This is a genomic window from Ruegeria sp. H7, from assembly GCF_056532945.1.
Window position 1 is genome coordinate 728,666 of the sequence record NZ_JBQFNZ010000002.1, and the last position, 25,604, is coordinate 754,269.

Here is a 25,604-nt window from a genome sequence, read left to right on the forward strand (position 1 = left end):
GCTTTGCCCGATCCACCGGTGCTTTGCAACCCGTCAGGGCAACGAGGCGACGCGGGCCGTAAACAGATCCACCACCCCTGCCCCGTCCACATCCCGACAGACCGAGACCTTTGGGCGACCGTCATGTGGCACCGTGGCCCCAAGTGCAGCGCCTTCAGTGGTGACGTGCAATCCGGTCTGAACGATCTCGAACATATGATCATGGGTGCAGGCGATCACTGCGGTCGAATCGTGCAGGCCGCAGCCTTCCAACCCGCCGATATCCTTGTAGAACTTCAGATAAAACCGCGAAATATCGCGCAGGAATGCGCCCATATTGGGTGACTGATCTGCCAGCGCCTCGAAATCTGCGGTTTCGTACAGGGTTTTCAGCGTGACATCCAAACCTACGACCACTGTCTCTGGCGGCGCGGCGAACACCGCATCGGCTGCCTTGGCGTCGTGGTAGATATTCGCCTCGGCATGTTCGGTGATATTGCCGGGGCAATAGACAGCACCGCCCATGATGACCAACCGTTTAAGGTTCTGCGCGAACTCGGCATCCAGCTTCATGGCGTCGGCGATGTTGGTCAGTGGACCAACGGCGCAGACGACCAGCTCACCCCGATGTTGACGTGCCATGTCGGCCAGAAATTCGGCCGCGGACAAGTCGTGGTTCTGCCCGATCTCGGGAATATCGGTCAGATCGCCAAAACCCTCGGGGCCATGCACATGCTCGGACGGGCTGTGGCTGTCCTGCCCGTGGGCAAAAGGCGCGCCTTGGGCGACCGGAATGCCCAAACCCAGCTTATCGACCAGAAACCGAGCGTTTCGGCTGGACTGGTGGACATGCGTGTTGCCAAAAACAGTGGTCAGCCCGATCAGATCAATCTCGGGCGCGGCAGCGGCGTAGGCGATGGCCATGGCATCGTCGATACCGGGGTCTGTGTCGATAATCAGTTTCATCCCGCTCCGATAGCGCAATCAGGCACAGATGCAAAGCGATCACTGTCACCGCTTGCAACCGTCCGAATGGGGCATACCGCTATTTGCAACCGCCTGCATTCACGCCATACCAGAGTTGAAATCGGGCGACTCAACCCCCAAATGTATACTAATGTACACAATAAAAGAGGACAGTTATGACAGAAGAGCAGATCATTGGATTGCTTTCGTCGAATATCATTTATTTTTTGGCCGCCATTCTGGTGGTCATCGTTACGCTCAAAGGCATCAAGATCGTTCCCCAATCCGAAAAATACGTGGTTGAACGGTTCGGACGCCTGCATTCTGTGCTTGGACCGGGCATCAACTTTATCGTTCCGTTTCTGGATGTTGCACGCCACAAGATATCCATTCTGGAACGCCAGCTGCCCAATGCGACACAAGACGCGATCACCAAGGACAACGTGCTGGTTCAGATCGACACCTCGGTCTTCTATCGCATTCTAGAGCCTGAAAAGACCGTGTACCGTATCCGCGACGTGGACGGCGCGATTGCCACCACCGTTGCCGGTATCGTCCGCGCCGAGATCGGTAAAATGGATCTGGATGAGGTCCAGTCGAACCGCGCCCAGCTGATCGCTCAGATTCAGGAAAGCGTCGAAACTGCCGTGGATGACTGGGGTATCGAAGTGACCCGGGCCGAGATTCTGGACGTGAACCTCGATCAGGCCACCCGCGACGCGATGCTTCAACAGTTGAACGCCGAACGCGCCCGCCGCGCGCAGGTGACCGAAGCCGAAGGTCAGAAACGCGCCGTGGAACTGCAGGCCGATGCCGAGCTTTATGCCGCAGAACAAACCGCCAAAGCCCGCCGCATCCAGGCCGAGGCCGAGGCATATGCCACCGGCGTCGTCGCCAAGGCCATTCAGGACAACGGGATCGAGGCCGCGCAGTATCAGGTTGCGCTGAAACAGGTGGAATCGCTGAACGCGCTGGGCAATGGCACCGGCAAACAAACGATTGTCTTGCCTGCAAATGCTCTGGAAGCCTTTGGCGATGCGTTCAAGATGCTGAAAGGAGGCAAGTGATGGCCGACCCCTTCTGGCTGACATGGTGGATCTGGTTGGCGGGCGCTTTGGCGCTCGGCATCCTCGAAATCGTTCTGCCCGGTTTTATATTTCTGGGCTTTGCCATCGGGGCCGCTGTGACCGGGCTGCTGCTGCTCATCCCGGTGCTTGCCCCATCGCTGCCGGTTGTGCTGCTGATCTTCGCGGTGCTGTCGCTGATCGCCTGGCTGGGGCTGCGCCGAACCTTTGCGCACCCGCACGGGCAGGTGAAAACCTTTGAGCATGATATCAACGACTAACGTCAAGGGTCGCGCGGCGGCCTTTGCAGCACTGGACGCTGCCACAGCCATTCCCTATATAATCACTCAGGCAACCGACCCGAGGCGAAGATGACGCACCCGAGCGAACACTTAGAAGGCACACCGCTGATTGCACCTTCGACAATTGAACACCCCCTTTACGACCAGGTGGTCGAGGCGTGCAGAACGGTCTATGACCCTGAAATTCCTGTCAATATCTATGACCTCGGCCTGATCTATACGATCGACATCAAGGACGACAACGCGGTCAAGGTGATCATGACGCTGACCGCGCCCGGCTGCCCGGTTGCGGGCGATATGCCCGGCTGGATCATGGAAGCCATCGAACCGGTTCCGGGGATCAAGGAAGTGGACGTTGAACTGACGTGGGAGCCGCCCTGGGGCATGGAGATGATGTCGGACGAAGCCCGGCTTGAACTCGGGTTCATGTGATCGCGCCTAAGGCATTGTCACAAAAGGTTAATCCATCCGTTACCGAACTGTAGGCCCGCTGTCACATTTCTGCGGGACACATACGGCGCATCGACGACCGCCAAGGTTTAATTCTGTCATGCGCATGGGCCGGTACCGACTGTGCCATCCCCCATCCCCGGCCCGGAAATTGGACCGCTCTTGCCCGAGAGCGGTCTTTTCTTTTTCCGGATACACTGGGGCCTAACTCAGACCGCAGGTCGCTTTGATGTCCGCGGCCCGCTGGTCCAGCTCTTTGACGTAGTCGCCGGACAGCATTTGCAGTCTTTTGTTCTCGGTCCCGGTTACAAGACCCAGTAATGCACCTGCCGGAGTGATCGCGGCGACGCTTTCCAATTGCTGGTCCTGAGCGTGTTTCTTTTCCGATGCAATCGCCCGCAGATCCCCTTCGGCTGTGGCACAATTGATCGGATGCCGCTTGAGTGTTGTGTCCGAATAAGCGGGAATGGCCGTGATCATGGCTGCGGTGCCGATCAAAGCAGTATAAAAAATTGCATTAGCTTTGTCGCGTAACCCATTCATTTCAATATAACTCCCCAAATGTAATCTGATCTCTGGCCGACTTTGGCAAACTGTCTTGGGTCAGGCTACGCGCATCCGTCACGTCAAGGCAACCCGCGCAAGCCGGTGGTAAATTTCACAACATCCAATCGCACTGACTTGAGCCTGCCGGGATACGCCCCTAAATTAGCGGTAACGCGCGACGACGGAGACACAGATGTTCGGCATTCCCGGCAAACAGGCCGTGACCATAACGCCCAAAGCTGCAGAGCAGATCACCCGCCTGATGAAATCCGGCGGTCATACCGGTCTGCGTATCGGTGTGAAAAAGGGCGGCTGTGCAGGCATGGAATACACCATGGACTATGTCGACGAAGCCGACCCGCATGACGAGGTGGTCGAACAGGACGGCGCACGGGTGATGATCGCCCCTATGGCGCAAATGTTCCTGTTCGGAACCGAGATCGATTACGAAGTCTCGCTGCTGGAATCCGGGTTCAAGTTCAAAAACCCCAACGTGGTCGATGCCTGTGGTTGTGGCGAGTCGATCAAGTTTGACGAAAGCCTTACATCGCAGCCCTAAGCTGATTTCAGGTGCAGATAGGTTTCATTGAAACGTTTCGTCAGGTGATCGCCTGCGGAAATCACCTGCCCTGAACCCGGTGGGGCGACATTGGTGTCGTAGGTTGGGTTGAAGAACATCGGGACCGAGATCCTTTCGTGGGACCCGCCTATTACCCGGTGCTCGGTCGCCTTGACGCGGCCTGCGGTCCAGAACTCCAGCATCTCACCGAAGTTGATCACAAAGACACCCGGTTCGGCCTGAACCTTCTCCCACGCCCCATCGGGCATCCGTACTTCCAATCCAGACGTGCCGTCGGTGGCCAAAAGGGTCAGGCAGCCGTAATCTGTATGCGCGCCAATGCCGAAGTCTTTGTCCCCGGCCCAAACAGGCCGCTGGGGATAGTAGTTCCCGCGCAGCAGGGCCATTGGCGTGTCGAAGGCCGCATCAAAACTGCTCGCGTCCCGCCCCAAGGCGACAGCAATCGCGCGCAACACCCGCATGGATACATCGCAGGCATCCGCGTAATACGCGCGAATGGTGTCTTGAAAGTGCTCTGGTTCCTCGGGCCACAGGTTCGGGGCATACACGCTCAGGTTCTGGGCGCGGTATGGGTTGCCCTGCGGCAGTTCATAGCCGCAATCGAACACTTCCTTGAAATCCGGATTGGCTGTCGGATCAACCTGCTCTGACTGCGGCGCGCCCCAGCCCCGATTGGAACCGGTCACAGCCATGTCGACAGCGCGTTTATCCTGCTCGGGCAAGCGGAAAAAGTCGTAATAGGCCGCGATCACGTTCTGAATGCGTTCCCGCGTCAGCCCTGTGTTGCGCACCTTCAAGAACCCAACCTGTCCAACGGCTTGCCGCAAGCGCGCAAGCTCTTGCGGGTCCCGGTTGTCCAGCTTTTCAAGATCAAGGTTGTCGATCATGGCATCCTCAGAAGACTTAGCGCGGAAACTGCCCGTCACAGATATGAACTGCAACCGCAATTGTAAGGTCCGATCATCGATGCTATCCGATGGCCCAAACGACCAAATTCGCAGGGAGAGTTCGATATGCGGCGCAAGCTGGCGGCTGGAAACTGGAAAATGAACGGAACCGGCGCAGCGCTTGCCGAGCTTAAGCAACTTACGGCCAAGCACCCCTCGCCTTCGGTCGATATTCTGATCTGTCCCTCGGCCACCCTGCTGCACCGCGCCGCCGAGATGGTTGAGGGTACTGGCGTCTCGGTCGGCGGGCAGGACTGCCACGCAGAACACTCGGGCGCGCATACAGGTGATGTCAGCGCCGAGATGCTGCAAGACGCCGGTGCCACGGCAGTCATTCTGGGCCATTCGGAACGGCGCGTGGATCATGGCGAGCAGAACGAAGACGTGCGCGCCAAGGCCAGATCGGTCATGGATCAAGGGCTGAAGGCGATCATCTGCGTCGGCGAAAGCCTTGAACAGCGCGAGGCCGCCAACACATTGGACATCATCGGCGGGCAGATGTCGGGCTCGATCCCGGACCAGTCAACCGGCGAGAACCTGATCGTCGCTTACGAACCGATCTGGGCCATCGGAACCGGCAAGGTTCCGACGCTGGAAGAAATCGGTGAGGTCCACGATTTCATCCGCGCCCGTCTGGAACGCCGGTTTGGCGAGGGCGTCGGCCGCTCGGTCCGGTTGCTATATGGCGGTTCGGTCAAGCCGTCCAATGCGGCCGAAATTTTCGGTGTTTCGAATGTAGACGGCGCGCTGGTCGGCGGGGCCAGCCTGAAAGCTGCGGATTTCTCGGGCATCATCGAGGCGCTGGAAGGCATCTGAGCCGGGGCAGCACAATCAGGCCAGCTTCATCGTCACGATCCCGGCAATGATCAACGCCGCTGCCAGAAGGCGCATGGGCGTCAGCGCCTCACCCAGCACCGTGACGCCCACCAGAAACGCACCAACCGCGCCTATGCCGACCCAGATCGTATAGGCGGTGCTCAGCGGCAGATCCCGCATCGCCAGTGACAGCAACCCAAACGAGCCGATCATGGAAACGCCCATGATCGCAGTTGGCAAAAGCCGCGTGAAACCAGCGGATTGCTTCATCGCACCCGCCCAGACAATTTCGAGAATTCCGGCAAAAACAAGCATGATCCATGCCATGAGGTGACCCCTTATCAACGCGGGTCGTCCCGCATGATCTGCCCGTGGTGGGGAGGTCGTCCTCTGACCCCGAGATAGGCATCCCTGCCCCGGGTTCAAGTGTGTGGCCGGGCAACACGCGCCGCCCGGCCACAAATTCGCTAGTTCGTTATGATCTCAGGCCCCATGACCGAGTTCGGCAGGAAGGTCGAAATCCACGGGATATACGTCACCATGATCAGGAAGACGAACAGCACCGCCAGGAACGGCAACGCAGCCCGCACGACGCTCATCATCGGCATGCCTGCCACGCCGGACGTCACGAACAGGTTCAACCCGACCGGAGGCGTGATCATCCCGATTTCCATGTTCACCACCATGATGATGCCCAGATGGATCGGATCGATGCCCAGCTCGATGGCAATCGGGAAGACCAGCGGGGCGACAATGACCAGCAGCCCTGAAGGTTCCATGAACTGACCGCCGATCAGCAGGATCACGTTGACCACGATCAGGAAGGTCACCGGACCCAAACCGGCAGACAACATCGCCTCGGCAATGTGTTGCGGGACCTGCTCGTCGGTCAACACATGTTTCAGGATCAGCGCGTTGGCGATCACGAACAGCAGCGTGACGGTCAGTTTACCCGCCTCGAACAGCGTGTGCTTGGTGTCAGGGTGAAAGAACGCGGTGACCAGAGCATGCGGTTTCTTGAACAGCGGAATATTCGCTGTCCCCTCTTCCGTGCTGAGCGGCCCCATGTCCTTGTAGACAAAGCTGGCGATCAGGAAGGCGTAAACAGCGGCCACCGCTGCGGCCTCGGTCGGGGTGAAGATGCCGCCATAGATGCCGCCCAGAATGATCACGATCAGGAACAGACCCCAACCCGCCTCGCGCGCCGAGGTGAAAATCTCGCCCCAGCCTTTCCAGTCGCCTTTGGGCAGGTTCTTGACCTTGGCCATCACGTAAATGGTGATCATCAGCATCAGACCAGCCATCAGGCCCGGAATGACACCCGCCAGGAACATCCGCCCGACCGAGACCTCAACGGCTGCCGCGTAGACAACCATCACGATCGAGGGCGGGATCAGGATGCCCAACGTCCCCGCGTTACAGATCACACCGGCGGCGAATTCCTTGGAATAACCCACCTGACGCATTCCGGCGATGACAATAGAGCCGATGGCCACAACGGTCGCCGGGGACGACCCGGACAACGCAGCAAACAGCATACAGGCAAAGACACCCGCAATCGCCAGACCACCGGGCAGATGCCCCACGCACGCAATCGAGAACCGGATGATCCTCCGTGCCACCCCACCCGTGGTCATGAAGGACGAGGCAAGAATGAAGAACGGGATCGCCAGCAGGGTAAAGTGTCCCTCGAACGCCTCGAACAGCGTGCCCGCGACCGAAGCCAGCGAACTGTCGGAATAGATCAGCAGGAACAGGGTCGAACTAAGGCCAAGCGCTACCGCAATTGGAACCCCGATCAGCAGCAGGCCGATGACCATCGAGAAGAGAAGTACAACGTCCATCAGTCATGTCCTCCCTGCTGCGCGCGCACTTCTTCGATCTCGTCCTCAACCTCGTGGCTGGCGACCAGACGGTCCGTTTCACCGCGCCAAATCTGCAGGGCAACCTGCGCAAAGCGGATCACCAGCAGCAGCATCGACAAAGGCAGGATGAAATACGGAACGACCTTGGGCAGTTTCTCGTAATATTCGCCATAGTTGATCAGGTCTTCCAGGAACCGCAGCGGTGCGATCATCGGAATATCGTCAACTTCATAGAAACTCTGGCTGCGGGCGTCGAAATTGAACCCGGTCGGGAACCAGCGACCCGATGTGGGCGGCAGGTCAGCAAATACCGCCCAGTAATCATAGGCACCCTTGAGCAACAGCAGCGAGAACACCAGACAACAGGCCACGGCGATCAGCGCCAGGATCCGACGCGGCGCGGGGGCCAGCATGTTCAGGATCGCATCGACCCCCAGATGAGCGTGTTTCTTGACCGCATATGACGCGCCCAGCAGCACAAGCCAGCCGAACATGAACACCGTCAGTTCCAGCGCCCAAAGAATGTTCGAGTTAAAAAAGAACCGGGCGATCACATTGGCAAAGGTCACGGCCGTCATCAGGCCCAGCAGCAATGCAATCACGGTCTCTTCGATATGGTCGACCAGCCCAGCCGGGCCGGATTTCGCACCAGACATCTTTCTGTCCCCGCATTTTTCGTGATGAGAGTAACTTGCGGCGGGCCTTTGAAGCGGCCCGCCAAGGCCGCGCGTCGTTAACTCCCCAGTCCCCGGACGCGCGGCCTGACCGGATCAGAACCCGGCGTTGATGGCCTGTGCGGCGTCGATCTTGTCCTGCCCCACGTCACCGGCGAACTGATCCCAGACGGGCTTCATCGCATCAACCCAGGCCTGACGCTGTTCGGGGTTCAGTTCACGAATGATACCACCCGCGTCGGTGATCGACGCTTTGGCTGCTTCATTCACGGCAAAGGCTTCCTTGTTCCGGGTTTCGGTCACTTCGTCCATGATGGTCATGAACTGGTCACGCACCTCGGGGTCCAGGCTGTCCAGCCAATCCACCGAGGTCACGACCAGATAATCGATGATGCCGTGATTGGTCTCGGTAATGCCGTCCTGCACCTCGAAGAACTTCTTGCCGTAGATGTTCGACCAGGTGTTTTCCTGCCCGTCCACAACGCCCTGTTGCAGCGCGCCATAGACTTCCGAGAACGCCATCTTCTGCGGGCTGCCACCGATCGCTTCCATCTGCGCAACCAGCACGTCCGAGGACTGCACCCGGAATTTCAGACCATCCGCATCCGACGGATCAACCAGCGGCTTGTTCGCCGACATCTGCTTCATGCCATTGTGCCAGAAGGCCAACCCCTGCAGGCCACGGCGCTGCATGCTGTCCTTCATCGCCTGACCATCGGCCGAGGCCTGGAACGCGTCCACGGCATCGATGTTCTTGAACATGAACGGCAGGTCGAACAGGCGGAACTGTTTGGTGAACTTCTCAAACTTCGACAGCGACGGCGCGGCCAGTTGCACGTCGCCTTGCAGCATCGCCTCAAGCACCTTGTCGTCATTGTAGAGGGTCGAGTTCGGATAGACCTCCATACACATCACGCCGTTCATCTCGTCATTTACACGCTGTTCCAGCAGCGAGGCAGCGATACCTTTCGGATGCTTGTCGGTGTTCGTCACATGCGCGAACTTGACGACGATTTCACCGTCGTCGCACGCCGCAATACCCGCCGAGGCGGTTACCGCCAATGCCAGAGCCGTCGCGGCTGTTGTCAAAACTCTCATCTGTTCTCCTCCCAGACTTCAAAACATTCCATCAGATGCCACAGGGGCACCGCATGCCGGGCAGTGAAGCGAATCAAATCTTACCGCACAACGTTTTGATTCCGGGGATGAAGGGTCGTTATTTATATAATAATAACCGATACTTAAATTATACCTTTCAGGCACGTATTTTATCACCCAGCCAAGGGTGTGCGGAAATCCGCACAGCGGAAAACCAAGATGTGCGGAAATCCGCACGGTTTTCGAATCATCGGTCCAGAATCAATCCCTTTGCCCCACCGCGCCCACCGCAGCCCGCGCCAGCGGGCTGCCCGGCCCAACAGCTTTGATCGCATGAAAATGCGGGCAAAACTGGCGGGAGCGTCTGCTTATCTGCGATAATCCTCGGGGCGGATCTGATACCGCGCCAGCTTGTCATAAAACGTCTTGCGCGGCAGTTTCAGTGCCTTTGCCGCGTCCGAGGCTTTGCCATTGTGCCGCCCCAAAGCCGCAATCAACAACGACCGTTCGACCCGCGCCATCTGATCGCTCAACCCAAGTTCCGCGGCCTGAGCGACATCCTCGGGCATCCCCAACACAAACCGCATCGCTGCAGACATCAACGACCGTGCATTCCCCGGCCAATCGCGCGCCATCAACGACGCCAGATGGTCCGAGGTGATCTCGGGCTCGGGGATACCGGCCTGTTCGGCGGCTTGCGCCACATAGTGACGAAAGATGACCGGGATATCCTCGGGCCGCTCGGCCAGAGACGGAATGCGCACCTGCATCACGTCCAGACGATAGAACAGATCGGCGTTGAAACGCCCCTCGTCCGACAGCGCGGCCAGATCCGCCGTTGTCCCTGCAAGGATCCGGGCATCCGTGCCCTGTTCAATCCGTTCCAGAGCCGCATATTGCGTGGCCTGCGGCATTGCCGAGATCTCATCCAGAAACAAGGACCCACCCGCAGCATCCTCGCACCCTTGCAGTAGCTCCTCAGCAGTCAACGCGGATCCCGCGCGCTTCACAAAGGGACCCTGTGCAACAGGAGACATCAGATGCACAACTTCGGCCACCTTGGACACCCCGCTGCCCGGCGGCCCGGTCACCAAAACCTCGGCCCCGGTTGGGGCGACGTTTCGCACCCGCTCGCGCAACGCCTCGGCCTGTGGTGACAGGCCGAACAACAGACGCGCTGCGGGATCGCCGCGCTCAAGCTCCGACTTCAGTGCGCGTTTTTCCATGACCTGCGACCGCTGCGCAAAAGCGCGTTCTAGCACCGCCAACAGATCCGAGGCCGCGCAGGGCTTTTCCAGAAAATCAAACGCCCCCTGCCCCATGGCCTGCACCGCCATCGGGATATCCCCCTCACCGGTCAACAGGATCACCGGCAGTTCGGGGTCCACATCGCGCGCATAGGTCAGAAGATGAAAACCGTCACGCCCCGGCATCCGAATGTCCGAGACGATGACACCGGGAAAATCCGCCCGGATATGATCCTTTGCCGCAACAAAGGATCCTGCCGGAACAGGCGTGAATTCGGCCAATTCCAGAGTCTGCGCCAGTGCTTCGCGCACGGCGGCATCGTCATCGACCAGAAGGACCCTGCGCGTCATGCAACCTCTTCCTCCCTGAAATACTCAAGCTCGACAGTGAATACCGCGCCGTTTTCGGCGTTCGCACCGCGAATATTGCCGCCAAAGCTCTGCACCAGCCCGTAAGAAATCGACAGGCCCAGCCCCATGCCTTCTGACGAGCCGACGGATTTGGTGGTATAAAACGGCTCGAACAATTTGTCGGGGTCTTCGATGCCCGGCCCGCTGTCGCGTATCGCCACAACAACGCGATCTCCGGTTTCAATCTCGATCACGATACGCTTGTCTTCCTGCCCGCTCATCGCGTCGATGGCGTTGTTGATCAGGTTTACAAAGACCTGCGCCAAACGAACCTCACCGCCCCACGCATTCACCGGATGGGTCGGTGGGGTCCAGTCCAACGTTACCCCTTCTTCACGCAATCTTGCCTCTGTCAGTTCAATCGCCGATTGGATCACCTGAACCAGATCGACCTTGCCCATAGGCTCGCTTTCATTTCGCGCAAAGGCCCTCAGGTTCTTGATGATCCGCGCCATGCGCGCGGCCATTTCCGAGATACGGCCAAGGTTTTTCCCGGCCTTTTCACCCTGCCCCCGCTCCATGAAGGCTGCGCCATTGTCGGCGAACTGTTGAATGGCCATCAAGGGCTGGTTCAATTCGTGACTGATGCCCGCCGACATCTGACCCAATGCGCTTAGCTTACCGGCCTGCACCAAATCCGCCTGAGCTTGCTTCAAGGCGGCTTCCGCCTCCTGCCGCTCAGCCACTTCGCGCCGCAGGGCCGTGTTGGCTGTCGTCAGGTCCCGTGTTCGCTTTGCCACGCGGCCTTCAAGCACGGCATTGGCTTCGGCCAAGGTCCGCCGCCGCTCGGTGGCTAGAAACAGCAAGGCGCCAAAGGCCAGACAGATCGCGGCCACCGCCGCCGCCTGCAACCCGGCCAACCGCCGCGCCGGGGCCACATCCACCAGCACCTCGGCGGTCATGTCGATCACCGGCAGATCAAGCGTCAGATGCAGCGCGTGCTGCGGCAGGTAACGGCCCCAGTTCAACCGCCATAACTCGTGCCCGCCAACCCAGGACGAGGCGAAATCGACCGGCGCGCCCTCGGGCGGCGTCAACCCCCGCTGCCCGTCCGCGCGGTACCAGAACAACAGGTCGGACCGGTTCGAGATAAAGACGACGCCGTTGTGATCAACAAAGAAAACCGCTTCGGTACTGCCGCGCCAGGTCTGTTCGACATCCTGCACATCGGCGAACACCATCAAGGCCCCTACGACCTGCCCGGCCGGGCCAAAAGCCGGGGCCGCGTAGGAATAGATCCTGTTTCCGCTTTCGGTTTCGACACCATGCGCACTTCCCATCGCGCCTTGCAATGCACGTTCAAACGCCGGATGCCCCGCCATGCTGCGCTGCGCAACCGGCTGGGCCGAAGCCAGAACGCGGCCAGTTCGATCCAGATACATCATGTTGACCGCAGCCGTCTTGTCGGCCACATCCAAAAGCACCTTGCGCGCGTCTTGCTGCTGCTGGGACGTTTCCAGCGCGGCCAGCGTTGGATGACCCGCCATCAGAACCGCAAGCTCCTGATAGACCTGCATCTGAGTGCTCAGCCGGTCGGCGGCCAGTTCCAGATCGGCTTCGGCCTTTTCGCTCAGCTGCGACAGCGCCTGCCGATACCCGTAGGACCAGACACCTGCCGACAATAAACCGACCGCGATCAGGAAACCGCAAATGACCCAAAACCTTTGCATGACATAGGGTCTTGCATTCACGCCGCCTGATGGCAAGTCTGCGCCGCATGAAGACCGTCTCTCAACCTCCGACCGATCCGGGTTTCGTTCAGGACCCCTATCCGTTCTATGACACAGCCCGCGCGCATGGGGATCTGGTTTATTGGAGCGACTACAACATGGTCGCCGCCGTTTCGCACAAGGCGGTCCACGCGCTGTTGCGCGACCGCCGATTTGGTCGCGAAATCCCGGCTGAGCTTGCAAAACCCGGCCCGGATCACCTGGCCCCGTGGCTGGCGGTCGAGGCTCATTCGCTGCTTGAGACTGAACCACCCCGCCACACGCGGCTGAGGGCTTTGGTCACACGGGCCTTCACCTCGCGCGCCATTGCCGCCTTGGCCCCGTCGATCGAAACCCTGTGCCATGACTTGATTGATCAGTTTCCGGACCGGCCCTTCGACTTACTGGATGCCTATTGCACGCAAGTTCCTGTCATAACGATCTGCCGCCTGCTGGGGGTGCCCGAAAGCATGTCCCCCGACCTGCTCAGATGGTCCCACGACATGGTCGCGATGTATCAGGCAAGCCGCACGTCAGAGACTGAACAGAACGCAGCGCAATCCGCACAGGATTTCACCGCCTTTCTAGACGGTTACATCCAACAACGACGCACCGACCCGCGTGACGACCTGATCACCCGCCTGATTGCGGCAGAAGAAGAAGGCGACAGGCTGTCAACCGATGAACTGATCGCCACCTGCATCTTACTGCTCAATGCAGGGCATGAGGCGACGGTCCACTCACTTGGGAATGGTGTAAAAACCCTTCTTCAATGCGGTCTGGGCAGCAGTACCCTCGGGCCGGATGCAATCGATGGCACTGTGGAAGAGATCCTGCGCTTCGATCCGCCCCTGCATATGTTCACCCGCTATGCCTATGAAGAGGTTGAGGTTTTTGGCCATTCCTTCAAACGCGGCGATCAGGTTGCGCTGTTGCTGGGTGCCGCCAACCGGGACCCCGAGGCATGGCCGGACCCGCATATCTTCAATCCAAAGCGTCCGGTCAAAACAAACTCAAGCTTTGGCGGCGGCCTGCACTTTTGCGTTGGCGCGCCCCTGGCCCGGCTCGAGATGCGCATCGCTCTGCCCATCCTGTTCGACAGATGCCCCAATCTGCACCTGACCGAGCCGCCAACATACTCGGACAGCTACCATTTTCACGGCCTTGAACACCTAATGGTTCTGGCCTGAAGCCTAAAATCAAATCGCGCGTTCCGCGCGATGCCTCCGGCGGGGATATTTTTAGCCAGATGAAGTCTGGATCCCCTGTTCATCTGGCTGGAAATATCCCGGGGGAGTCGCCCCGACAGGGGCGGCGGGGGCAGCGCCCCCAACCCCCTTAGGTGCTGGCCAAGGCGTTCAAGGGAAGCATGGTCGTGGACTTGATCTCTTCCATTGACAGCAATGCGGTGACGTTGTGGACACGAACCTCTGATATCAGAGACTGGTAAAACTGATCATAGGCGCGGGCATTTTTAACCCGTACTTTCAGAATATAGTCGATGTCCCCTGCCAGTCGGTGTGCCTCTTGCACTTCGGGTTGATCCCGAAGGGCTTTCAGGAACTTACGCTGCCAGTCGGCTTCGTGCTCGGATGTGCGGATCAGAACAAAAAAAGTGGCCTCGAACCCCAGCGCTTCGGCGTCCAGCAATACCGTTTGCTGACCAATGATTCCGGCGCTTTTGAGCTTGCGGATTCGATTCCAAACCGGGGTCTTGGAACTGCCGACCCGGGCTGCTATTTCGTCCAGCGACTGGCTGGCATCGCGCTGCAGCTCAGCCAGAATTTTCCGATCCGTATCGTCTATCCGCACCGACATTCCATTTTTCCTTCAGTTTCGAAACGCTCGTCCCAAACAGGTCGCTTAAGAAGACGCACGTTCTTATTTATTCCGCGATATGGCGGTTTGGTGGGAATATTTCCTATATTGTAGGGCAAGTCAAACCAAGCTCTGGACGATCTGATGCAGCTTACGAACGAAACAGGACGCACAGGACATGTCGACTTTGTCGGCGCTGGTCCCGGTGATCCGGAATTGCTGACGCTCAAGGCCCTGAAAGCCTTTGAGCGCGCGGATGTCGTTCTGCATGACCGTCTCATCGGCGAAGACGTCCTGACCCTTGCCGGGCAAAGCGCGCATCTGGTGGATGTTGGCAAGGCTGGGTTCGGCCCGTCATGGAAGCAAGCCGATATTGACGCACTGCTGGTCGATTATGCCCTGAAAGGCAACCGCGTTGTGCGTCTGAAATCCGGCGACCCCACCGTGTTTGGGCGGCTGGACGAGGAAATCGAAGCGGTTGAGGCTGCTGGTATCTCGTGGCGCATCGTTCCCGGCATCACTGCGGCCTCTGCAGCCGTTGCGGGCATCGGTCAAAGCCTGACCCGGCGTGGGCGCAATTCCTCGGTCCGGTTTCTGACAGGGCATGACATGAAGGGTTTCGCCGATCACGACTGGACCGCTCTGGCGCGCGAGGGATCGGTTGCCGCGATTTACATGGGCAAGAAATCCGCCCGTTTCATCCAGGGTCGCCTGATCATGCACGGCGCGGACCGCGCCACCCCCGTAACACTGATCGAAAATGCCTCGCGCCCGGATCAGCGCGTTGTGGCAAGCACACTCGATCAACTGCCCACCGACCTGAGCGCCGCCGAAATGGACGGCCCGGTTCTGACATTCTATGGCCTTGCCCCGCGCCAAGCGGCCGAGGCCCTGACCGAATTCAATAAGGAGCTTGCCTGATGGCCCGCGCTTTTACCCCTAAAGTTGTCACTGCAAATGACCTGCTGGAAGGCGACGTGATCTACCAGACCGAGGATGACCGCTGGTCGCGCGATCTGTCCGAGGCCGAGCTGATCACCGATGAAGCCCACGCGCAGGTCCGTCTGCTGGACGCCGCCCGCCAAGCCAACAAGATCGTTGGTGCCTATCTTGCCGATGCAGCCGCTGGCGCAAACGGCCCCGAACCCACCCATTTCCGCGAGGAGTTCCGCCGCACCGGGCCCTCGAACTATGCCCATGGCAAGCAGGAAACTGAAACGCAGCCCCGGGCCTGACTTCCGGCCCCTCTTCCTCTCCCCAAAAGGCCCCAAAGTTCGGGGCTGCAACTAAGGACAGCTAGATATGTATCGCTACTCCGAGTTCGACACAGCATTCCTGGCAGAGCGCAACAAACAGTTCCGCGCACAGGTCGAGCGTCGTATTGACGGCTCGCTGACCGAAGATGAATTCAAACCCCTGCGCCTGATGAATGGCCTTTATCTGCAACTGCACGCCTATATGCTGCGGGTCGCCATTCCCTACGGCACGCTGAACAGCGCGCAGATGCGCCAACTGGCGCTGCTGGCCGAGAAGTGGGACAAGGGCTATGGCCATTTCACCACCCGTCAGAACATCCAGTATAACTGGCCGAAACTGAACGACGTGCCGGATATGCTGGACGCGCTGGCCGAAGTTGGGATGCACGCCATCCAGACCTCAGGCAACACGATCCGCAACGTGACCGCCGAGCATTTCGCCGGTGCCGCCGCGGATGAGATCGCCGACCCGCGCCCCTATGCAGAACTGCTGCGCCAGTGGTCCACCGACCACCCCGAGTTCCAGTTCATGCCGCGCAAGTTCAAGATCGCCATCACCGGCAGCGAAAATGACCGCGCCGTGATCAAGGCGCATGACATCGGCCTGCAACTGGTCGAGCGTGACGGCGTTCTGGGTGCCCGCGTCATCGTGGGCGGCGGCCTGGGCCGGACCCCGATGATCGGCAAGGAACTGTCCGAATTCGTCGCCTTTGACGACCTGCTGGCCTATCTCGAGGCCACCGTTTCCGTGTGGAACCAGATCGGCCGCCGCGACAACAAATACAAGGCGCGTATCAAGATCACCGTGCATGAACACGGCATCGACGCCATCCGCGCCAAGGTCAACGAGCGCTTCCTGCAGGTTCGCCCGCAGTTCAAAGGTGCCGACATGGCGCTGCTGGAAGAAATCAAGGGCCACTTTGCTGCCCCCGCCTTCCGCGAAGGTTCGGTTGCGTCGTTTGAAAGCGCCTATACCAATGATCCGGTATTCCGCTCGTGGGTCGATACCAACATCGCGCCGCACAAGAACGCGGACCACGCGATTGTCACGATCTCGATCAAAAAGCACGGCGCAACGCCGGGTGATGCAACGGCTGAGCAGATGCGCGTGATGGCCGATCTGGCCGAAGAGTTCGCCTATGACGAGCTGCGTATCAGCCATGAGCAGAACGTGATCCTGCCGCATGTCCACAAATCGGACCTGCCCGCGATCCATGCCAAGCTTAAAGAATACGAACTGGCCACAGCCAATATCGGCCTGATCAGCGACATCATCGCCTGCCCCGGCATGGATTACTGCGCGCTGGCGACGGCCCGCTCGATCCCGGTTGCGCAGGAAATCGCGACCCGGTTTGACGAGCTGAAGCTGGAGCACGATATTGGCCACCTGAAGATCAAGATCTCGGGCTGCATCAACGCATGTGGTCACCACCATGTGGGCCATATCGGCATCCTTGGTCTGGACCGCGCTGGCGTCGAAAACTACCAGATCACGCTGGGTGGTGACGCGACCGAAACGGCCGCCGTTGGCGACCGCACCGGTCCGGGCTTTGCCTATGACGAGATCGTGCCAGCGGTCGAACGCATCGTGGACACCTATCTGAACCAGCGTGAGAGCGCCGAAGAAACCTTCCTGGAAACATATCGCCGCGTCGGTATGGCTCCGTTCAAGGCGGCCCTCTACCCCGAGGCTCAGGCGAATGCCGCTTGACCTTATCCAGACGGAATTGGGTGCAGACAGGCGCGAACTGACCGACAAGGTTGACGCGCTGAACAACCGGTTCCGCCACCACAGCGCCCATGATGTCATGCATGGCGCAATCGAAGAGATCGACGAGCTTGCTCTGGTCTCAAGCTTTGGGGCGGAATCGGTGGTGCTGCTGCATATGGCGGCGGTGGTCGACAAGATGACCCCTGTGCTGTTTGTGGATACGCAGATGCTGTTCACCGAAACGCTGGAATACCAGCAGGAGGTCAGCGAGCGTCTGGGCCTGAAAAACGTTCAGATCATCCGCGCGGATGATCAGGAGATTCAGCGGGAAGACCCCTATGGCGCGCTGCGCCTGCGGGATACGGATGCGTGCTGCAACCTGCGCAAGACCTTCCCGCTGCAACAGGCATTGACCGGGTATTGCGGCTGGATTACCGGGCGCAAGAGATTCCAGTCCGGTACCCGCGCCGCGCTCGATTTCTTCGAGGTCGAGGACGGAACAGGCCGGATCAAGGTGAACCCGCTGGCCCATTGGGCGCCCGAAGATGTGCGCGCCTATATGGAAGAAAACAACCTGCCCCGGCATCCGCTGGTGGCCAAAGGATACCCATCGATCGGCTGTGCGCCCTGCACCTCGCCGGTCAAAGAGGGCGAAGACCCCCGCGCCGGGCGCTGGCGCGACCAGAACAAGGAAGAATGCGGCATCCATTTTGTCGATGGCAAGATGGTGCGCGCCGGAGAGAAAACATGAACGTAATCGTAACGGATGAGGGGTTCGCCCCCGACGACTGGACCGACGGCTTTGTGACCCTGGAAGACGCCGCGAATGATGTTGTGGCGCTGGATGTGGCCTCGGACACCGACCCGGATGAGCTGATTGACCGTCTGGGCAGCGCAAAAATGGTACGCGTGGACTTTCCGTCCTCGGCGGATGGGCGTGGGTTCACCATCGCGCGCGTGCTGCGCCTGAAAGGCTTTACCGGACGTCTGCGCGCCAAGGGGCACGTTCTGGCCGACCAATACGCCATGGCCCGCCGTAGCGGGTTTGACGAGGTTGAAATCGACAACGCCCTGGCGACCCGTCAGCCCGAAGATCAGTGGCTGGCCCGCGCCGACTGGAAAGAGAACAACTACCAGGCCCGCCTGCGCGGTTAAGACCGCCATCGCCAGCTTGTGAAGGAAGGGGGCAAACTGTCCCCTTTTCCTGACTTGGATCAAAGATTAAACGGAGATGTCGGTTTACCTCACCGGCAGTGAAACGATGACAGAGATGAAACCCGTGAGTGAAGCAACCGCCGTAAAGGCCCCCGTACTGCCCGACGCGCAGACTGTGACCGATGTGAAGCATTGGACCGACAGCCTGTTCTCGTTCAAAGTGTCGCGCCCTGCGACGCTGCGGTTCCGCTCGGGCGAGTTTGTGATGATCGGCCTGATGGGCGACCCCGACCCCAAAACCGGGCGTCAGAAACCTCTGCTGCGCGCCTATTCGATTGCTTCGCCTTCGTGGGATGAAGAGCTGGAGTTTTACTCGATCAAGGTGCAGGACGGCCCGCTGACCTCGAAGCTGCAGCATATCAAACCCGGCGATCAGATCATCCTGCGGCCCAAGCCCGTCGGCACGCTGGTGCATGATGCCCTGCTGCCCGGCAAACGTCTGTGGTTCTTTGCCACCGGCACCGGCTTTGCGCCATTTGCCTCGCTGCTGCGCGAGCCGCAGACCTATGAGGACTATGATGAGGTCATCATCACCCACACCTGCCGCCAAGTGGCCGAGTTGGAATATGGCCGCCAGCTGATTGAAAGCATTCGTCAGGACGAATTGCTGGCCGAACTGATGGGCGAAGGCTTTGCCGACAAGATCCGCTACTACCCGACAACAACGCGGGAAGAGAGCCCCAAGATGGGCCGCATTACGGAACTGCTGAAAGACGGCACCGTGTTTGCCGATCTGGGCATCGAAGGCGGCATCAAGCCCGAAACCGACCGCGCGATGGTCTGCGGCTCGCTGGCCTTCAACCTGGACATCAAGGAAATCCTGGAAGAGTTCGGCCTGCGCGAGGGCGCAAACTCGGAACCCAAGGAATTCGTGATCGAAAAGGCATTTGTCGGCTGATCGACACGGCTGGCTGGGCCTTTCCTGACCCGGCCAGCCGATTCCCGCGATAATTCACGGGAATTTCCGACTTACAGGCGTTTATGCTGCTTGAAACGCTGCCCGGCCCGGTCTAAATTCCGGGCTCGAAATTCTGCAATCATCAAAGGAATGAACCCATAGCTCGCAGACCCCACAACGCGCCGCCGCAGAGAGATACCGGACCGCGCGTCAACGACAAAATCCGTGCCCCCGAAATCCGCCTGATTGGTGCTGAAGGTGAAAATGTCGGGGTGGTTCATCCCGCCAAAGCCATGCAACTTGCCGCCGATGCCGGCCTCGATCTGGTCGAGATCTCGCCCAACGCGAATCCGCCGGTCTGCAAGATTATGGACTTTGGCAAGTACAAGTACGAAACGCAAAAGCGCGAAGCCGAGGCCCGCAAGAAACAAAAGATCATCGAGGTGAAAGAGGTCAAGTTCCGGCCCAACACCGACACGCATGATTATGACGTCAAGATGAAGAACGTCTTCAAGTTTCTGGAAAAGGGCGACAAGGTCAAAGTCACCCTGCGGTTCCGCGGTCGTGAGATGGCGCACCAGAACCTGGGGCGTGAACTGCTGGAACGCGTTGCCGAAGACATCAAGGATATCGGCAAGGTCGAGAACATGCCGAAGATGGAAGGCCGTCAGATGATCATGATGATCGGCCCGCTACCGCAGAAATAGTCCCTGCAAGCAATCCCAATTCGAACCCTGTCAGAGACGATCTGGCAGGGTTTTTTCGTTCACCTGAACGTCATAGAACGCGATTTGCATCCCATCGAGATAATCCGCACATGCTGAAAGCCGGAAAGCGACAACTGGTCGATTTCAGACGCTCTGATTTCGACGCCGCCTTGGCGCAATCCGGAAAGATGTGGATCGGGGTTTGGCTCAATCCGAATGCGACGGATCCTTGGGAGGCTACGATGGGTGAAATGTCTTTTGCCGGCGGCGTTTATCAGTCGCTTCCATCGCAGGCCTATTGCGACGAGGCCGTGTTTGCCACCGAACGCAGCCGCATATTCAGACGCGCGTGGCAACTGGTTGGCCATGTAACCGACCTGCCCAACCTTGGGGATTACGTAGTCGAGGATATCAGCGGCATCTCGGTGATTGTGGTCCGGGGTCAGGATGGTGAAATCCGCGCTTTCTACAATGTCTGCGTGCATCGCGGGCATGAATTGCTAAATGGCAAGGGCTGCGCCAAAAAGATGACCTGCCCCTATCACGCCTGGACCTACGACACGACCGGTCAGCTGCGCGCCGCCCCAAATGCCACTGCCTTTCCCGGGTTCGACAAAAGCCAGTACAAACTGCGCCCGGTGCGGATTGAGGTCTTTTTTGGGCTGATCCTGGTCAATCTGGATGCGGATGCACGCCCGATGGCCGAACTGGCACAGGAGGCGCTTGGCGAGATTTCGGACTATGCCCCCAACCTGCCCACCTACCAGCGCGCCGATCGCACGGAACGCTTGGCCAGTGCGAACTGGAAGGTCGTGGCCGAGAATTTCAACGAATGCTACCACTGCGCGGTGGTGCACAAGACCCTGACCACAGGCGTTGTCGACCCGGATCAATACCAGACGCGCGGTCACGATTACGGCATTCGCCACGCCAGCCCGGCCCGGCCGGATTCCCAGAAATCCTATGAGTATGTGGCGGACCCCGCTGCGCGCACGGACAAATTCTTGACCTGGTGGTTCTTTCCCCTGTTCGCGCTGCAGGTCTATCCCGGTGGCATCGTGAACACCTATCGCTGGAAACCGCTGAGCGTAAACTCCACCAAGATCGAGGTCGACTGGTGGCTGCCCGACGCCACCCCCAACACGGTCGAGCGCGAGATCATCCTGCAACACCGCACCACCACCTTTGCCGAGGACGGCCCGATTGTGGATTCGGTGCAACGCGGATTGGAAAGCGGTGCCATCGGTCACGGCGCACTGGTGGTGGACAATGCCTGCTCGTCTCAGTCAGAGCATCCGATCATGGCATTCAACGCGCATTATCAGAAGGCCATGCAGAACACGGCCCTCTGACCCCTTTTTCAGACCGGAAGCGTCGCATCGATGGCTTTCGCCAGTTTTGAAACCAACTCGTCAATCTGCGGCTCTTCGATGATGAAGGGCGGTGCCAGCAGGATGTGATCGCCGCTCTTGCCGTCGCGGGTTCCCGACATCGGGTAGCAGATCAGCCCCTCGGCCATTGCCGCCTTCTTGATCTTTCCGGCCACACCATGCGCCGGATCGAACGGGGTCTTGCTGTCCCGATCCGCAACCAGTTCGATCCCCCGGAACAGGCCACGCCCGCGAATATCGCCCACATTCGGGTGCTGGCCAAAGGCAGCTTCCAGCGCCGATTGCAGTTTCTCACCCATCACACCGGCGCGCGCGGGAAGATCTCGCCCGGTCAGTTCGCTAACAACCGCCAAAGCCGCCGCCGTGGCCACCGGATGGCCGATATAGGTATGCCCGTGCTGAAAGAAGCCAGAGCCGTTCTGAATGGCCTCATAGATCCTGCCCGTGCACAGCATCGCGCCAATCGGTTGATAGCCAGCCCCTAACCCTTTGGCGATACATAGAATATCAGGTGCCGCCCCGTCATGATCGCAGGCAAACAGATGCCCGGTCCGCCCCATGCCGCACATGACCTCATCCAGGATCAACAGCACACCGTACTGATCGCAGATTTCACGAATGCGCTTGAAATACCCGTCCACCGCCGGAACAGCGCCCAGCGTCGCCCCGACAACCGGCTCGGCCATGAACGCCATGACCGTTTCGGGACCAAGCCGCAGAATCTCGGCCTCCAACTCATTGGCGACACGTTGGCCGTAGTCAAAACTGCTCTCACCCTCGGGCTTCTCGGCATATTCATAGCAGGGCGCGATATGGGTCATCTCGATCAGCATCGGCGCAAATTGTGCCCGCCGCCAGGCATTGCCGCCCGCCGACAAAGCCCCTAGCGTATTGCCGTGATAGCTTTGCCGCCGTGCGATCACGTGGCGGCGCTCGGGCTGGCCGATCTCAAGGTAGTATTGCCGGGCCAGCTTGATCGCGGCCTCGGTCGCTTCGGACCCGCCCGAGACAAAATACACCCGATCCAGATCACCCGGAGCATGCTCGATCAGCAAATCCGCCAGCGCCTCGGCAGGTTCCGAGGTCATGAACCCGCTATGCGCAAAGGCAATCTGTTCGACCTGCTTTTGAACCGCTTCGATAACGGCAGGATTGGAATGCCCCAAACAGGACACCGCCGCATCGCCACAATCCAGATAGCGTTTGCCATCGGCATCAATCAGGTAACACCCCTCGCCCCCCGCCGCGACGGGAAGAGCAGCCTTGGTGTGGCGCGGAAAAACATGGCTCATTTCGAAACTCCCTTGATCAAAGACACCAGCGCCGCAACCGACGCCGCATTGTCAGCCCATGGCTGACCGTCAGAATTCGTCAGGCTGTTTTCGAACCCGACCCGCAGATCACCGCCGCGCTGCGCGGCCTTATGCAAGCACGCATGTTCACGCGGCCCAAAGGCGCACACCATCCAAGGTGAGCGATCCTGCGGGAACTGATCAAGATCTTCGGGCGACGACACCTGACCGGTCGAATAGCGTCCCAGCACCAAAAGGCGATCCTCCTGCCCGTCCCGGACAATGCCTGCGCGCTGCCATTCGGTCAGCAATGCCGCATCCTCAGCATCATACAGAATATGCTGAACGCGCGTCCCCTGATCTTGACACAGCCCATAGACACGATCCGCCATCTCGGGCGCCCGCGCGATCTCACGCACCGAGACCGATGCCCAACCGGGCCGCACCTGTCGCAAACACCCATACTGGGCATCGACGCCATAAATGCCCGCAGCCTCGGTCGTGATCTGAATGTCAAGATCGGGCACCTGCTTTTTCAGTTCCGCGACGGCTTCGAGATACCGCCCTGCATCCAGCGAATGTTGCCCGTGCGCATCCCGAATATGAAGATGCAAGCCATCTGCCCCAGCCTCACGACACGCCCGCGCGGTTTGGACCGTCTCTTTCAGGGTAACTGGCAGGTGCGGGTGATCCACATGCCCGCGCCGCGCGCCATTGGGTGCGACAAGGATGTAAGGTTGCTTTGGCAGGTCGGTCATCGGTTGCTCCGTCAAACACACAGCCGATCTATCCATGCCTCGGACGTTTTCAATTGGATAATTTAAAAACATATGTTTTCTTTCACACCATGACCGACACCCTCAACCAGTTGACCAACGCTCTCAGACACGAGATCGACCACATGCCGGCGCAATTGCAGGCGGCGGCCAAATACGTGATCGACCATCCCGGCGACTTTGGCCTCGACCCGATCCGCGTCACAGCCGAGAAGATCGGCGTCAGTTCAAACGTCCTTGTGCGCCTTGCCCAGCGTATGGGGTTTGACGGCTACGACGCCTTCCGCCACCCGTTCCGGCAAGCTCTGGTCACGGACGGAGAGGATCGCCTGCATCAGGACTGGCTGTCACGCCAAGGGACAGACGGGCCGTTCAGCGCAGCCCAGGCCGATTTCGCCCGCAACGAGTTGAATGTGGTTACAAGATCACTGCGGTTGATGGACCCCGGCGACGTCAAGGACGCGACCAACCTTATTCTGAACGCGCAGCGCTGTTTCATCACCGCGACGCGGGCCAGTTACGCCCTGGCTTACTATTTCCACTACGCAGGCCGCATGGCCCATCCCGGCCTGCAACTGGTGCCACGGCATATGGGCTCTGCCACTGACGATCTGCTAGACGCGGACAGCAACGATTGCCTGCTGGCCATGACCGTGCGGCCCTATTCGGCAGAAACCATCCGCACCATGCGCTTTGCGGCAGACAAAGGGGTCCGGATCATCCTGATCTCGGACAGCGACGTGATCGCGCCGGGATTGCGACCCGATGTCAGCTTACAGATCAGCACGCGGTCCATGCACCATTTCTCCAGCTTTTCCGGGGCCATGGCCGTGCTGGAATGCCTTCTCAGCCATCTCTTCGCCGCAGGTGGCGAGGACGCCCGCCGCCGGGTCGAAGCCTATGAAAAGGCTCGCGAGGATACAGGCGCCTATTGGCAGGCCCCGAAACTGCCCAGAATACGCAGCACATAAAAAGCCCCGGCGCACAGGCCGGGGCTTTCCAGAAAAACCTGCCTGCTTCACATACAGGCTTCAACGGCGCGCTTGGTCATTACTCCAACCAGATGCGCCCGGTATTCCTTGCTGCCATGCAGATCGGCAATCATGTTCATCGGGTTGACCTTCAGATCCATCAACGCATCAGGACGGAACGCAGTGTTCAGCGCCGCCTCGGCCTCGGACCACCGGAACACACCGTCCTCGCTGGCCCCCGTTACGGCAACACGGACACCATCCGAGAACCGCGCCACAAACACACCGACCAGGGCAAAGCGCGAGGCAGGTTGCAGGAACTTCTGATAACTCGCCGCCTGCGGCACCGGGAACCGGACCGATGTGATGATCTCACCCTCATCCAGCGCCGTGCTGAACATACCGTCAAAGAAATCATCCGCCCCGATCTGGCGCGTATTGGTCACGACCGTCGCGCCCGATCCCAGCACACCTGCCGGATAACACGCCGCCGGGTCATTATTGGCGATGGACCCGCCAAGGGTACCGCGATTGCGCACCGCCGGATCACCGATCTGACCCGCCAGCGCCGCCAGCGCCGGATAGTTTCCCGCAGCCTCGCGCGCCACCACCGCATGCGGTGTCGCCCCGCCAATCGCGACCGAGCCGTCATCCTCGATGCAAACCCCCTGCATCTCGGCAATCCCGCTCATCGACACCAGTTTCGACGGCGCAGCCAACCGCTGCTTGAGGGTCGGAATCAGCGTCTGCCCACCCCCCAGCGCCTGCGCATCTTCAGACCCTAACGCAGCAACCGCATCAGCGATGGTCGAGGGCTTCTCAAACTCGAAATTGTACATTTCGTCTTCCTTTCCGAAAGGCGCGGATCCGCCCTTCATCTGGCTATAAATATCCCGGGGAGGGCGAGGGGCTGGC

The 25,604-nt window shown here is 59.5% G+C and carries 28 protein-coding genes; 15 read left to right on the forward strand and 13 right to left on the reverse strand.

Features of this window, described 5'->3' with window-relative positions; genetic code table 11:
• Positions 1–33: 33 nt before the first annotated feature.
• A complete protein-coding gene (locus tag ACR0AC_RS08670) occupies positions 34–945 on the reverse strand; it encodes a nucleoside hydrolase (RefSeq protein WP_170518335.1) in 912 nt (303 codons plus the stop codon).
• A gap of 176 nt (positions 946–1,121) precedes the next feature.
• On the opposite strand from ACR0AC_RS08670, the gene ACR0AC_RS08675 reads away from it, so the two are divergent.
• From ACR0AC_RS08675 to ACR0AC_RS08685, 3 genes are all read left to right on the forward strand, one after another.
• A complete protein-coding gene (locus ACR0AC_RS08675) occupies positions 1,122–2,012 on the forward strand; it encodes an SPFH domain-containing protein (RefSeq protein ID WP_170450943.1) in 891 nt (296 codons plus the stop codon).
• Complete coding sequence (locus ACR0AC_RS08680) at positions 2,012–2,290, forward strand: NfeD family protein (protein WP_480780541.1); 279 nt, start codon at positions 2,012–2,014, stop codon at positions 2,288–2,290. Before ACR0AC_RS08675 ends, ACR0AC_RS08680 begins: the two co-directional genes overlap by 1 nt.
• A gap of 90 nt (positions 2,291–2,380) precedes the next feature.
• Positions 2,381–2,743 (forward strand): SUF system Fe-S cluster assembly protein, encoded by a 363-nt coding sequence (locus ACR0AC_RS08685; RefSeq protein WP_170450947.1) that lies wholly within the window; start codon positions 2,381–2,383, stop codon positions 2,741–2,743.
• Between the two features lie 222 nt (positions 2,744–2,965).
• Here the strand turns inward: ACR0AC_RS08685 and ACR0AC_RS08690 are convergent, their stop codons facing one another.
• On the reverse strand, positions 2,966–3,304 hold the full coding sequence (locus tag ACR0AC_RS08690; protein ID WP_480872817.1) for a hypothetical protein: 339 nt from the start codon (positions 3,302–3,304) through the stop codon (positions 2,966–2,968).
• Positions 3,305–3,500: 196 nt separating this feature from the next.
• Here ACR0AC_RS08690 and ACR0AC_RS08695 point away from each other — a divergent pair, with 196 nt between their 5' ends.
• Positions 3,501–3,866, forward strand: a complete 366-nt coding sequence (locus ACR0AC_RS08695; protein ID WP_170518332.1) for a HesB/IscA family protein — start codon at positions 3,501–3,503, stop codon at positions 3,864–3,866.
• Here ACR0AC_RS08695 and ACR0AC_RS08700 read toward each other — a convergent pair.
• A complete protein-coding gene (locus tag ACR0AC_RS08700; RefSeq protein WP_480872819.1) occupies positions 3,863–4,774 on the reverse strand; it encodes an isopenicillin N synthase family dioxygenase in 912 nt (303 codons plus the stop codon). The genes ACR0AC_RS08695 and ACR0AC_RS08700 overlap by 4 nt on opposite strands.
• A gap of 126 nt (positions 4,775–4,900) precedes the next feature.
• Between ACR0AC_RS08700 and tpiA the strand changes: the two genes are divergently transcribed.
• A complete protein-coding gene (tpiA, locus tag ACR0AC_RS08705; protein ID WP_170450954.1) occupies positions 4,901–5,650 on the forward strand; it encodes a triose-phosphate isomerase in 750 nt (249 codons plus the stop codon).
• A gap of 15 nt (positions 5,651–5,665) precedes the next feature.
• Here tpiA and ACR0AC_RS08710 read toward each other — a convergent pair whose 3' ends face one another.
• The 6 genes from ACR0AC_RS08710 to ACR0AC_RS08735 form a co-directional block, all read right to left on the reverse strand.
• Positions 5,666–5,977 carry a DMT family transporter gene (locus ACR0AC_RS08710; RefSeq protein WP_480625962.1) on the reverse strand — a complete coding sequence of 104 codons (312 nt, stop codon included), beginning with the start codon at positions 5,975–5,977 and terminating at the stop codon, positions 5,666–5,668.
• 140 nt (positions 5,978–6,117) lie between these two features.
• Positions 6,118–7,494, reverse strand: coding sequence for a TRAP transporter large permease (locus tag ACR0AC_RS08715; protein ID WP_170450958.1), 1,377 nt, complete (start codon positions 7,492–7,494; stop codon positions 6,118–6,120).
• Positions 7,494–8,171 (reverse strand): TRAP transporter small permease, encoded by a 678-nt coding sequence (locus ACR0AC_RS08720; RefSeq protein ID WP_170450960.1) that lies wholly within the window; start codon positions 8,169–8,171, stop codon positions 7,494–7,496. The genes ACR0AC_RS08715 and ACR0AC_RS08720 overlap by 1 nt, the downstream gene beginning before the upstream one ends.
• Before the next feature lie 114 nt (positions 8,172–8,285).
• Positions 8,286–9,287 (reverse strand): DctP family TRAP transporter solute-binding subunit, encoded by a 1,002-nt coding sequence (locus ACR0AC_RS08725; protein ID WP_170621739.1) that lies wholly within the window; start codon positions 9,285–9,287, stop codon positions 8,286–8,288.
• A 368-nt stretch (positions 9,288–9,655) separates the two neighbouring features.
• Positions 9,656–10,885, reverse strand: a complete 1,230-nt coding sequence (locus tag ACR0AC_RS08730) for a sigma-54-dependent transcriptional regulator (RefSeq protein WP_480872822.1) — start codon at positions 10,883–10,885, stop codon at positions 9,656–9,658.
• On the reverse strand, positions 10,882–12,615 hold the full coding sequence (locus ACR0AC_RS08735; RefSeq protein WP_480872824.1) for a sensor histidine kinase: 1,734 nt from the start codon (positions 12,613–12,615) through the stop codon (positions 10,882–10,884). The genes ACR0AC_RS08730 and ACR0AC_RS08735 overlap by 4 nt, the downstream gene beginning before the upstream one ends.
• 47 nt (positions 12,616–12,662) lie before the next feature.
• Between ACR0AC_RS08735 and ACR0AC_RS08740 the strand changes: the two genes are divergently transcribed.
• Positions 12,663–13,844 (forward strand): cytochrome P450, encoded by a 1,182-nt coding sequence (locus tag ACR0AC_RS08740; RefSeq protein WP_480872827.1) that lies wholly within the window; start codon positions 12,663–12,665, stop codon positions 13,842–13,844.
• 148 nt (positions 13,845–13,992) lie between these two features.
• Here ACR0AC_RS08740 and ACR0AC_RS08745 read toward each other — a convergent pair whose 3' ends face one another.
• Positions 13,993–14,472, reverse strand: coding sequence for an Lrp/AsnC family transcriptional regulator (locus tag ACR0AC_RS08745; RefSeq protein WP_170518306.1), 480 nt, complete (start codon positions 14,470–14,472; stop codon positions 13,993–13,995).
• Between the two features lie 144 nt (positions 14,473–14,616).
• On the opposite strand from ACR0AC_RS08745, the gene cobA reads away from it, so the two are divergent.
• The 8 genes from cobA to ACR0AC_RS08785 all read left to right on the forward strand — a co-directional run bounded on the left by cobA (position 14,617) and on the right by ACR0AC_RS08785 (position 21,611).
• The gene (cobA, locus tag ACR0AC_RS08750; protein ID WP_480625958.1) at positions 14,617–15,393 is read left to right on the forward strand and encodes a uroporphyrinogen-III C-methyltransferase; all 777 of its coding nucleotides are present in this window, start codon (positions 14,617–14,619) and stop codon (positions 15,391–15,393) included.
• Complete coding sequence (locus ACR0AC_RS08755; protein WP_170450972.1) at positions 15,393–15,707, forward strand: DUF2849 domain-containing protein; 315 nt, start codon at positions 15,393–15,395, stop codon at positions 15,705–15,707. The genes cobA and ACR0AC_RS08755 overlap by 1 nt, the downstream gene beginning before the upstream one ends.
• 67 nt (positions 15,708–15,774) lie before the next feature.
• On the forward strand, positions 15,775–17,439 hold the full coding sequence (locus tag ACR0AC_RS08760) for a nitrite/sulfite reductase (protein WP_480872830.1): 1,665 nt from the start codon (positions 15,775–15,777) through the stop codon (positions 17,437–17,439).
• Complete coding sequence (locus ACR0AC_RS08765; protein ID WP_170450977.1) at positions 17,429–18,190, forward strand: phosphoadenylyl-sulfate reductase; 762 nt, start codon at positions 17,429–17,431, stop codon at positions 18,188–18,190. Before ACR0AC_RS08760 ends, ACR0AC_RS08765 begins: the two co-directional genes overlap by 11 nt.
• A complete protein-coding gene (locus ACR0AC_RS08770; protein WP_170450979.1) occupies positions 18,187–18,594 on the forward strand; it encodes a DUF934 domain-containing protein in 408 nt (135 codons plus the stop codon). Before ACR0AC_RS08765 ends, ACR0AC_RS08770 begins: the two co-directional genes overlap by 4 nt.
• A 106-nt stretch (positions 18,595–18,700) precedes the next feature.
• Positions 18,701–19,552 carry a ferredoxin--NADP reductase gene (locus tag ACR0AC_RS08775; RefSeq protein WP_480872832.1) on the forward strand — a complete coding sequence of 284 codons (852 nt, stop codon included), beginning with the start codon at positions 18,701–18,703 and terminating at the stop codon, positions 19,550–19,552.
• A 245-nt stretch (positions 19,553–19,797) separates the two neighbouring features.
• Positions 19,798–20,259: a translation initiation factor IF-3 gene (infC, locus tag ACR0AC_RS08780; RefSeq protein ID WP_480582217.1), complete on the forward strand. Its 462-nt coding sequence runs from the start codon at positions 19,798–19,800 to the stop codon at positions 20,257–20,259.
• 110 nt (positions 20,260–20,369) lie between these two features.
• Entirely contained in the window at positions 20,370–21,611 is a 1,242-nt protein-coding gene (locus ACR0AC_RS08785) for an aromatic ring-hydroxylating oxygenase subunit alpha (RefSeq protein WP_170450984.1), read from the forward strand.
• Between the two features lie 8 nt (positions 21,612–21,619).
• Here the strand turns inward: ACR0AC_RS08785 and ACR0AC_RS08790 are convergent, their stop codons facing one another.
• Complete coding sequence (locus tag ACR0AC_RS08790) at positions 21,620–22,942, reverse strand: aspartate aminotransferase family protein (protein WP_170450986.1); 1,323 nt, start codon at positions 22,940–22,942, stop codon at positions 21,620–21,622.
• Positions 22,939–23,700 carry a beta-keto acid cleavage family enzyme gene (locus ACR0AC_RS08795; protein WP_480872834.1) on the reverse strand — a complete coding sequence of 254 codons (762 nt, stop codon included), beginning with the start codon at positions 23,698–23,700 and terminating at the stop codon, positions 22,939–22,941. The genes ACR0AC_RS08790 and ACR0AC_RS08795 overlap by 4 nt, the downstream gene beginning before the upstream one ends.
• 89 nt (positions 23,701–23,789) lie before the next feature.
• Between ACR0AC_RS08795 and ACR0AC_RS08800 the strand changes: the two genes are divergently transcribed.
• Positions 23,790–24,689 carry a MurR/RpiR family transcriptional regulator gene (locus ACR0AC_RS08800; protein ID WP_480872836.1) on the forward strand — a complete coding sequence of 300 codons (900 nt, stop codon included), beginning with the start codon at positions 23,790–23,792 and terminating at the stop codon, positions 24,687–24,689.
• A 47-nt stretch (positions 24,690–24,736) separates the two neighbouring features.
• Here ACR0AC_RS08800 and ACR0AC_RS08805 read toward each other — a convergent pair whose 3' ends face one another.
• Entirely contained in the window at positions 24,737–25,528 is a 792-nt protein-coding gene (locus ACR0AC_RS08805; RefSeq protein WP_170630139.1) for an FAD binding domain-containing protein, read from the reverse strand.
• Positions 25,529–25,604 lie beyond the last annotated feature (76 nt).

Excerpts from the sequence above, each read along its gene's own strand:
- ACR0AC_RS08770 (WP_170450979.1), top strand. The coding sequence starts at position 18,187 with ATGAACGTAATCGTAACGGATGAGGGGTTCGCCCCCGACGACTGGACC.
- ACR0AC_RS08725 (WP_170621739.1), bottom strand. The coding sequence starts at position 9,287 with ATGAGAGTTTTGACAACAGCCGCGACGGCTCTGGCATTGGCGGTAACC.
- ACR0AC_RS08760 (WP_480872830.1), top strand. The coding sequence starts at position 15,775 with ATGTATCGCTACTCCGAGTTCGACACAGCATTCCTGGCAGAGCGCAAC.
- ACR0AC_RS08685 (WP_170450947.1), top strand. The coding sequence starts at position 2,381 with ATGACGCACCCGAGCGAACACTTAGAAGGCACACCGCTGATTGCACCT.
- ACR0AC_RS08755 (WP_170450972.1), top strand. The coding sequence starts at position 15,393 with ATGGCCCGCGCTTTTACCCCTAAAGTTGTCACTGCAAATGACCTGCTG.
- ACR0AC_RS08675 (WP_170450943.1), top strand. The coding sequence starts at position 1,122 with ATGACAGAAGAGCAGATCATTGGATTGCTTTCGTCGAATATCATTTAT.
- ACR0AC_RS08795 (WP_480872834.1), bottom strand. The coding sequence starts at position 23,700 with ATGACCGACCTGCCAAAGCAACCTTACATCCTTGTCGCACCCAATGGC.
- ACR0AC_RS08720 (WP_170450960.1), bottom strand. The coding sequence starts at position 8,171 with ATGTCTGGTGCGAAATCCGGCCCGGCTGGGCTGGTCGACCATATCGAA.
- ACR0AC_RS08690 (WP_480872817.1), bottom strand. The coding sequence starts at position 3,304 with ATGAATGGGTTACGCGACAAAGCTAATGCAATTTTTTATACTGCTTTG.
- ACR0AC_RS08785 (WP_170450984.1), top strand. The coding sequence starts at position 20,370 with ATGCTGAAAGCCGGAAAGCGACAACTGGTCGATTTCAGACGCTCTGAT.
- ACR0AC_RS08790 (WP_170450986.1), bottom strand. The coding sequence starts at position 22,942 with ATGAGCCATGTTTTTCCGCGCCACACCAAGGCTGCTCTTCCCGTCGCG.
- ACR0AC_RS08775 (WP_480872832.1), top strand. The coding sequence starts at position 18,701 with ATGACAGAGATGAAACCCGTGAGTGAAGCAACCGCCGTAAAGGCCCCC.
- ACR0AC_RS08740 (WP_480872827.1), top strand. The coding sequence starts at position 12,663 with ATGAAGACCGTCTCTCAACCTCCGACCGATCCGGGTTTCGTTCAGGAC.
- ACR0AC_RS08695 (WP_170518332.1), top strand. The coding sequence starts at position 3,501 with ATGTTCGGCATTCCCGGCAAACAGGCCGTGACCATAACGCCCAAAGCT.
- ACR0AC_RS08670 (WP_170518335.1), bottom strand. The coding sequence starts at position 945 with ATGAAACTGATTATCGACACAGACCCCGGTATCGACGATGCCATGGCC.
- tpiA (WP_170450954.1), top strand. The coding sequence starts at position 4,901 with ATGCGGCGCAAGCTGGCGGCTGGAAACTGGAAAATGAACGGAACCGGC.
- ACR0AC_RS08680 (WP_480780541.1), top strand. The coding sequence starts at position 2,012 with ATGGCCGACCCCTTCTGGCTGACATGGTGGATCTGGTTGGCGGGCGCT.
- ACR0AC_RS08710 (WP_480625962.1), bottom strand. The coding sequence starts at position 5,977 with ATGGCATGGATCATGCTTGTTTTTGCCGGAATTCTCGAAATTGTCTGG.
- ACR0AC_RS08765 (WP_170450977.1), top strand. The coding sequence starts at position 17,429 with ATGCCGCTTGACCTTATCCAGACGGAATTGGGTGCAGACAGGCGCGAA.
- ACR0AC_RS08730 (WP_480872822.1), bottom strand. The coding sequence starts at position 10,885 with ATGACGCGCAGGGTCCTTCTGGTCGATGACGATGCCGCCGTGCGCGAA.
- ACR0AC_RS08715 (WP_170450958.1), bottom strand. The coding sequence starts at position 7,494 with ATGGACGTTGTACTTCTCTTCTCGATGGTCATCGGCCTGCTGCTGATC.
- ACR0AC_RS08745 (WP_170518306.1), bottom strand. The coding sequence starts at position 14,472 with ATGTCGGTGCGGATAGACGATACGGATCGGAAAATTCTGGCTGAGCTG.
- ACR0AC_RS08735 (WP_480872824.1), bottom strand. The coding sequence starts at position 12,615 with ATGCAAAGGTTTTGGGTCATTTGCGGTTTCCTGATCGCGGTCGGTTTA.
- ACR0AC_RS08800 (WP_480872836.1), top strand. The coding sequence starts at position 23,790 with ATGACCGACACCCTCAACCAGTTGACCAACGCTCTCAGACACGAGATC.
- ACR0AC_RS08805 (WP_170630139.1), bottom strand. The coding sequence starts at position 25,528 with ATGTACAATTTCGAGTTTGAGAAGCCCTCGACCATCGCTGATGCGGTT.
- cobA (WP_480625958.1), top strand. The coding sequence starts at position 14,617 with ATGCAGCTTACGAACGAAACAGGACGCACAGGACATGTCGACTTTGTC.
- ACR0AC_RS08700 (WP_480872819.1), bottom strand. The coding sequence starts at position 4,774 with ATGATCGACAACCTTGATCTTGAAAAGCTGGACAACCGGGACCCGCAA.